Here is a 6,313-nt window from a genome sequence, read left to right as displayed (position 1 = left end):
GCGCGGGGGTGTGGGGTGCGGTTTTTTTCTGTTTTTCCCCCTCCCCCCCTTGGGCCCATTGGGGGAGGACACACCCCCCCCCCTCCCCCGCTTCCCCCACGGCGGGCTCAGAGCGCCAGTGGCTTGACGGCGGTCGGCGCGTGTTCGGGGAGGGTGGCGATCTCCTCCCACTCGTTGACCTTGTCGATGTCGGCGGCGGCCATCGAGATGTTGGTGACCCGCTCCAGGATCGCCTCGACGACGACCGGGACGCGGAACTCGGCGGCCAGCTTCTTGGCCTCCTCGAAGGCCGGCAGCAGGCCCTCGGGCTCGGTGACCCGGATCGCCTTGCAGCCCAGGCCCTCGGCGACCCGGACGTGGTCCACGCCGTAGACGCCCAGCTCCGGCGCGTTGATGTTCTCGAACTCCAGCTTGACCTGGAAGTCGATGTCGAAGGTGCGCTGCGCCTGGCGGATCAGGCCCAGGTACGCGTTGTTCACGAGCACGTGGACGTACGGGATGCGGTGCTGGGCGCCGACGGCCAGCTCCTCGACCATGAACTGGAAGTCGTAGTCGCCGGAGAGCGCGACGACCTGGCCCTCGGGGTCGGCGGTGGCGACGCCGAGCGCGGCCGGGATGGTCCAGCCGAGCGGGCCGGCCTGGCCGCAGTTGATCCAGTGCCGCGGCCGGTAGACGTGCAGCAGCTGCGCGCCGGCGATCTGGGAGAGGCCGATGGTGGTGACGTAGCGGGTGTCCGGGCCGAACGCCTTGTTCATCTCCTCGTAGACGCGCTGCGGCTTGAGCGGCACGTCGTCGAAGTGGGTGCGGCGCTGGAGCCGGGCCTTGCGGTCCTGGGTGGCGGCGGCCCACGCGCTGCGGTCCTTGAGCCGCCCGGCGGCCTTGAGCTCCTGGGCGACCTGGAGGAAGAGCTCCAGTGCGGCCTTGGCGTCGGAGGCGATGCCGAGGTCGGGGGCGAAGATCCTGCCGATCTGGGTGGGCTCGACGTCGACGTGGACGAAGGTGCGGCCCGCGGTGTAGACGTCCAGGCCGCCGGTGTGGCGGTTGGCCCAGCGGTTGCCGATGCCCAGGACGAAGTCGGAGGCGAGGAAGTTCTCGTTCCCGTAGCGGTGCGAGGTCTGCAGGCCGACCATGCCGGCGTTCAGCTCGTGGTCGTCGGGGACGATGCCCCAGCCCATCAGGGTCGGGACCACGGGGACGCCGGTCAGCTCGGCGAACTCCCGCAGCAGTTCGGCGGCGTCGGCGTTGATGACGCCGCCGCCGGCGACGATCAGCGGGCGCTCGGACGCCTGGAGCAGCGCGAGGGCCTTCTCGATCTGGATCCGGTTGGCGGCCGGCTTGTAGACGGGGAGCGGCTGGTAGGCCTCGGGGTCGAAGTCGATCTCGGTCAGCTGGACGTCGATCGGCAGGTCGATCAGGACCGGGCCCGGACGGCCGGAGCGCATCAGGTGGAAGGCCTGCTGGAACACGCCGGGGACCTGTGCGGCCTCCAGCACGGTGGTGGCGGCCTTGGTGACGGGCTTGGCGATCGAGGCGATGTCGACGGCCTGGAAGTCCTCCTTGTGCAGGCGGGCGACGGGGGCCTGGCCGGTGATGCACAGGATCGGGACGGAGTCGGCGATCGCCGAGTACAGGCCGGTGATCATGTCGGTGCCGGCCGGGCCCGAGGTGCCGATGCAGACGCCGATGTTGCCGGCTTTGGCGCGGGTGTAGCCCTCGGCCATGTGGGAGGCGCCCTCGACGTGCCGGGCCAGCGTGTGCCTGATCCCGCCGGAGGCCTTGAGCGCGGCGTAGAAGGGGTTGATGGCTGCGCCCGGCACGCCGAACGCGACCTCAACGCCTTCGAGCTTGAGGATCTCCACGGCCGCGCGGGCGGCTGTCATACGAGGCATCGGGTCTCTCCTGCGTCGGCCCGCAGTGGGTCGGAGGGCTCATCTCCAGAATTCCACCATACGGAAGAACGGTTTCTGTATGTGGAAATACGGTACGGCTGGGCTCGGCGGGGCGTCAAGGGGAGGTTCAACAGAATGTGGAAGCCGGCCCGGGGGGTGAAACCGCAGGTCGCTGCGGGCGTCCGGGGGCGGGGAGGCGGGGTCGGGTTCGTACAGGTGGGCGCCGATCGCGCTGGTGTACCCAGGGAACCGGCCGTTCCGCGGCGGAAAGCGCGGCCGGTGTGCAGTGCGGGTGAAGGGACGGTGCCCGAGGTCGGCCCACCCCGCACCCCTGGGTACCGTCGGTGGCACGCCGGGCCCGTGATGTCCAACTGAGGCCGCGGCAAGGGGGATTCGGGACGGTCCGGGAGCGGGGGAGCTCCGGCGGCCGGTCCCGTCCAGGACCAGCGTGCCCGGTCCGCCGCACCCGAGCGAGGGACGCACCCCCTGGCCGCACCGACCCGACACCCGCCGCCGCCGTCCGGTCCGCCCGGACCTGCGGCCGTACCGCTGTCGCCCCCGTGTGGTCCACCTCCCTTCTCCCTCCTCACCCCACCCGGCGACCTGCTCACCCCCCTGCGACTTCCTCACCCCCCTGCGACGGCGTGCCCGCAGAGGCGGGCGCGCGAAAGGAACGCCGCCATGCGCTGTCTCCCTGCCCGCCCCCCGGTGGTGACCGGGTGAGCCGAACGCCCCGCCGCCGCAAGGCCCCGCCGGGCCACCCCGGCAAGGCCGCCCCGCCGGGCCGCCGCCGACCCCCGCTCGCCGTGCTGCGCGCCGTCCCCTGGCGCTACGACCTGCCCGCCTCGCTGGTGGTGTTCCTGGTCGCCCTGCCGCTGTGTGTCGGGGTGGCGGTCGCCTCCGGCGTCCCCGCCGAGCTGGGTCTGGTCACCGGCATCGTCGGCGGCCTGCTCGTCGGCGTCCTGCCCGGCAGCAGCCTCCAGGTCAGCGGCCCGGCCGCCGGGCTGACCGTCCTGGTCTACGAGGCCGTCCAGCGCTTCGGCGTCACCGCCCTCGGCCTGCTCGTCCTCGGCACCGGGCTGCTCCAGATCGCGATGGGAGCGCTCCGGCTCGGCCGCTGGTTCCGGGCGATGTCCGCCTCGGTGGTGCACGGCATGCTGGCCGGCATCGGGCTGACCCTGCTGTTCGGCCAGCTGTACGCGCTCGCCGACCGCCGCGCCCCGGCCACCGGACCGGAGAAGATCGCCGGACTGCCCGACCTGCTGACGGACGTGGTCACCGGCGTGGCCAACCCGAGCGCGGTCGCCCTGGGACTGGCCACCTTGCTCGTGCTGGTCGGCTGGAAGTACCTGCCCGGGCGCGTCGCCCGCGGCGTCCCCGCGCCGCTGGCCGCGGTCGGGCTGGCCGCCGCCGTCACGGCCGCCGTCGACCTGCCGGTGGCGAGGGTCCGGGTGTCCGGCCTGCTCGACGTCGTCCACCTGCCCGACCGTGCCGCGCTCGGCGCGGTGGCGGGCACCGCCGGCCTCGGTACGGTCGTCGCCTTCACCCTGATCGCCTCCGCCGAGACGCTGTTCAGCGCCGCCGCCGTCGACCGGATGCACCACGGCCGGCGCACCGACTACGACCGCGAGCTGACCTCCCAGGGCATCGGCAACACCGTCTGCGGGCTGCTCGGCGCCCTTCCGATGACCGCGGTGATCGTCCGCAGTGCGGCCAACGTCCAGGCGGGGGCGCGGACCAAGGCCTCGCGCACTCTGCACGGGCTCTGGCTGCTGCTGTTCACCGCGCTGCTGCCCGGCGTGCTCGGGCTCGTCCCGCTCACCGCGCTGGCCGCCGTCCTGGTCCACGCCGGCGCCAAGCTCGTCCCGCTGCGGCGGATCGCCGCGCTCTGCCGCGGCCACCGGGGCGAGGCGCTGGTGCTCGCGGTGACCGCGGGCGCCATCATCGCCACCGACCTGTTCGAGGGTGTGCTGATCGGCATCGGCCTGGCCGTGGCCAAGTCCGCCTGGCAGACCTCGCACCTGCAGATCGGCCTGGAGGAACTGGTCCTGCCGTCCGGCGAGGCCCTGCAGCGCGTCCGGCTCAGCGGCAACGCGACCTTCCTGCGGCTGCCCCGGCTGCTGGACGCCCTGGAACGGCTGCCGGCCGACCGGCCGGTGGAACTCGACTGGTCCGGGCTGCGCCACCTGGACCACGCCTGCACGGTGGCCCTCACCGCGTGGGCCGCCCAGCACCGGGCCCGCTCCACCGCTCCGCTCGCGGTCGAACCGCCGCTGCCGACCGTGGTGTGAGGCCGGGCGGGCGCGGCCCGGGCCACGACGGGGCCGTCGACGGACTGACCCCGCACAGTCAGTCCGTCGTGCCGTCCGTCGAGCCGTCCGGCGGCCCGGTTCTCAGCCGTCCGCCGGGCCGGGGGCGCTCAGCCGGTCGGCCCCGGGTGTGCCCCGGCCGGGGCGGGCTGGGCGGCCGGCTCGGCCGTGGTGCGCCGGGTCAGCAGCCGGTCCAGGGCGTACGGGCCGGAGCCGAGCACCGCGATGGCGAGGAAGGCCCAGCAGAACATGACGGAGGGTTCGCCACCGTTCTGCAGCGGCAGCAGGGAGTGCTCCTGGTGGACGGTGAAGTAGGCGTACGCCATCGAGCCGGAGCAGAGCAGGGCGGCGGTCCGGGTGCCGATGCCGAGCAGCACCAGGGCGCCGCCGGCCAGTTGGATCAGTGCGGCCCACCAGCCGGGCCACTGGCCGAGCGGGACGGTGCCGCCGCCCTTGGTGTCACCGAGGACGCCGAAGAGCGAGGCGGCGCCGTGGCAGGCGAAGAGCAGTCCGACGACGACCCGGAAGGCCGTCAGGACGAGCGGGCGGGCGGCCTCGGCCGCCTGCTGGGGAGAGGTGGGAAGGTTCGCGGGCATGGGGAAAGGCCTCCTGTGGGGGGAGGAGGAGGTACGGGGCGGTAAGGGTAGCCTTGGTCTAGTCCACTTGGCAATGCTCCGTCAGATCCCACGTGTGCGACCTTCGGGGAGGATCTTGACCGATCGTTCTGGAAAGGGTTAGCGTTCACCCATGGCGCGAACGAAGGAATTCGACCCGGACGCGGTGCTCCAGTCGGCCCTTGAGCTGTTCTGGCGGCGCGGCTACGAGGCCACCTCGATGGCCGATCTGGTCGAGGAGCTCGGGATCGCCCGGGCGAGCATCTACGCCACCTTCGGCAGCAAGCACGAACTGTTCCTGCGGGCGCTGGAGCGGTACGGCGAGCAGGCCGACCCGGTGCTGCTGGCCGAGCTCTCCCAGCCCGGCCCGGTGCTGCCGGCCGTCCGCGCGCTGGTCCGCCGGTTCGCGGCGGAGTCGGCCGGGGACGGCCGGGAGCGCGGCTGCTTCGTCACCAACACCGCCGTCGAGCTCGCCCCGCACGATCCCTCGGCGGCCCGCCAGGTGGGAGCCAGCCTCGCCCACCTGGAGACGGTGCTGACCGCCGCCCTGGTGCGTGCCGAGGCGCGGGGGGAGCTGCCCGCCGGGCGGGAACCCCGGGCGCTGGCCCGGATGCTGATGGTGTTGATGCAGGGCATGCGGGTGATGGGGAAGACGGCCGACGGCGCGTCCCGGGTGCGGGACGCCGCCGAGCAGGCGCTGGTGCTGCTCGACTGACGGATCGACTTGCGGATCGACTGACGAATCGTGGGGCGGCGGTGGGGCGACGGTGGAGGTAGCCTCTTGCTGTCTCGATACTGGACCGAACGGTCATTTTGGGGAGGGGGTTCCATGAGTGTCGCCACGGCCGACCGGCCCGGCTTCGCGCTGCTCGGCGGCGTGCAGGCCACGCTGATCTTCACGATCATGATCCTGTCCGTGCCGCTGCCCCTGGTGGCCCGGGAGTTCGGGCTCGGCCCGTCCGGCGTGCTGCTGCTGAGCGCCGCCTACGGACTCTCCTTCAGCGCCCTGCTGCTCCTCGGCGGGCGGCTGACCGACCGCCACGGCGGCCGCAGGCTGCTGCGGGTGGGCCTGGCCCTGCTCGGCGCCGCCTCGATCGCCTGCGCCCTCGCGCCCGGCTACCCCGTCCTGCTGGCGAGCCGCTTCGCCCAGGGCGTCGGCGCGGCCCTGGCCGCCCCGGCGGCGGTCGCCGTGGTCCGGGTGCTGCGGCCCGAACCCGCCGACTACCGGCGGGCGATGGCCGCCTGGGGCGGCCTCTCGGTGCTCGGCGCCACGGCGGGCAACCTGTTCTCCGGCGCCGTCGCCGCCTGGGTCTCCTGGCGCTGGCTGTTCGCGGTGCCCGTCCTGGTCGCCCTCGTCGGCCTGGCCCGCTCCGGCTCGCTGCCGCTCGCCGACCCGGCCGGTCGACCGCCCGCCGACCCGCCCACCCACACCGCCCCCACCCCTTAGCCAACCCTGGCACTGCCCGACGACATGATGGTGCAAAGCGCTTTCCTCGCTGCC

General features: G+C 73.5%; 5 protein-coding genes. 3 read left to right on the top strand and 2 right to left on the bottom strand.

The window, feature by feature from the left end; all coding sequences use genetic code 11:
* Positions 1 to 107 precede the first annotated feature (107 nt).
* Complete coding sequence (gcl, locus tag ACFVX9_RS20210) at positions 108 to 1,889, bottom strand: glyoxylate carboligase (protein WP_380379027.1); 1,782 nt, start codon at positions 1,887 to 1,889, stop codon at positions 108 to 110.
* 806 nt (positions 1,890 to 2,695) lie between these two features.
* On the opposite strand from gcl, the gene ACFVX9_RS20205 reads away from it, so the two are divergent.
* Positions 2,696 to 4,180 carry a SulP family inorganic anion transporter gene (locus ACFVX9_RS20205; RefSeq protein ID WP_387982861.1) on the top strand — a complete coding sequence of 495 codons (1,485 nt, stop codon included), beginning with the start codon at positions 2,696 to 2,698 and terminating at the stop codon, positions 4,178 to 4,180.
* Positions 4,181 to 4,308: 128 nt separating this feature from the next.
* Here the strand turns inward: ACFVX9_RS20205 and ACFVX9_RS20200 are convergent, their stop codons facing one another.
* The gene (locus tag ACFVX9_RS20200) at positions 4,309 to 4,794 is read right to left on the bottom strand and encodes a DoxX family protein (protein WP_387982811.1); all 486 of its coding nucleotides are present in this window, start codon (positions 4,792 to 4,794) and stop codon (positions 4,309 to 4,311) included.
* 151 nt (positions 4,795 to 4,945) lie between these two features.
* Between ACFVX9_RS20200 and ACFVX9_RS20195 the strand changes: the two genes are divergently transcribed.
* Positions 4,946 to 5,527 carry a TetR/AcrR family transcriptional regulator gene (locus ACFVX9_RS20195; RefSeq protein WP_380379030.1) on the top strand — a complete coding sequence of 194 codons (582 nt, stop codon included), beginning with the start codon at positions 4,946 to 4,948 and terminating at the stop codon, positions 5,525 to 5,527.
* A 114-nt stretch (positions 5,528 to 5,641) separates the two neighbouring features.
* Positions 5,642 to 6,259: an MFS transporter gene (locus ACFVX9_RS20190; protein ID WP_387982808.1), complete on the top strand. Its 618-nt coding sequence runs from the start codon at positions 5,642 to 5,644 to the stop codon at positions 6,257 to 6,259.
* The last annotated feature ends 54 nt before the right edge of the window (positions 6,260 to 6,313 follow it).

Source organism: Kitasatospora sp. NPDC058243 (assembly GCF_042882025.1).
Lineage (GTDB): Bacteria > Actinomycetota > Actinomycetes > Streptomycetales > Streptomycetaceae > Kitasatospora.
Note: the sequence above shows the minus strand (reverse complement) of the source record. Positions and strands in the feature narration are given on the sequence as shown.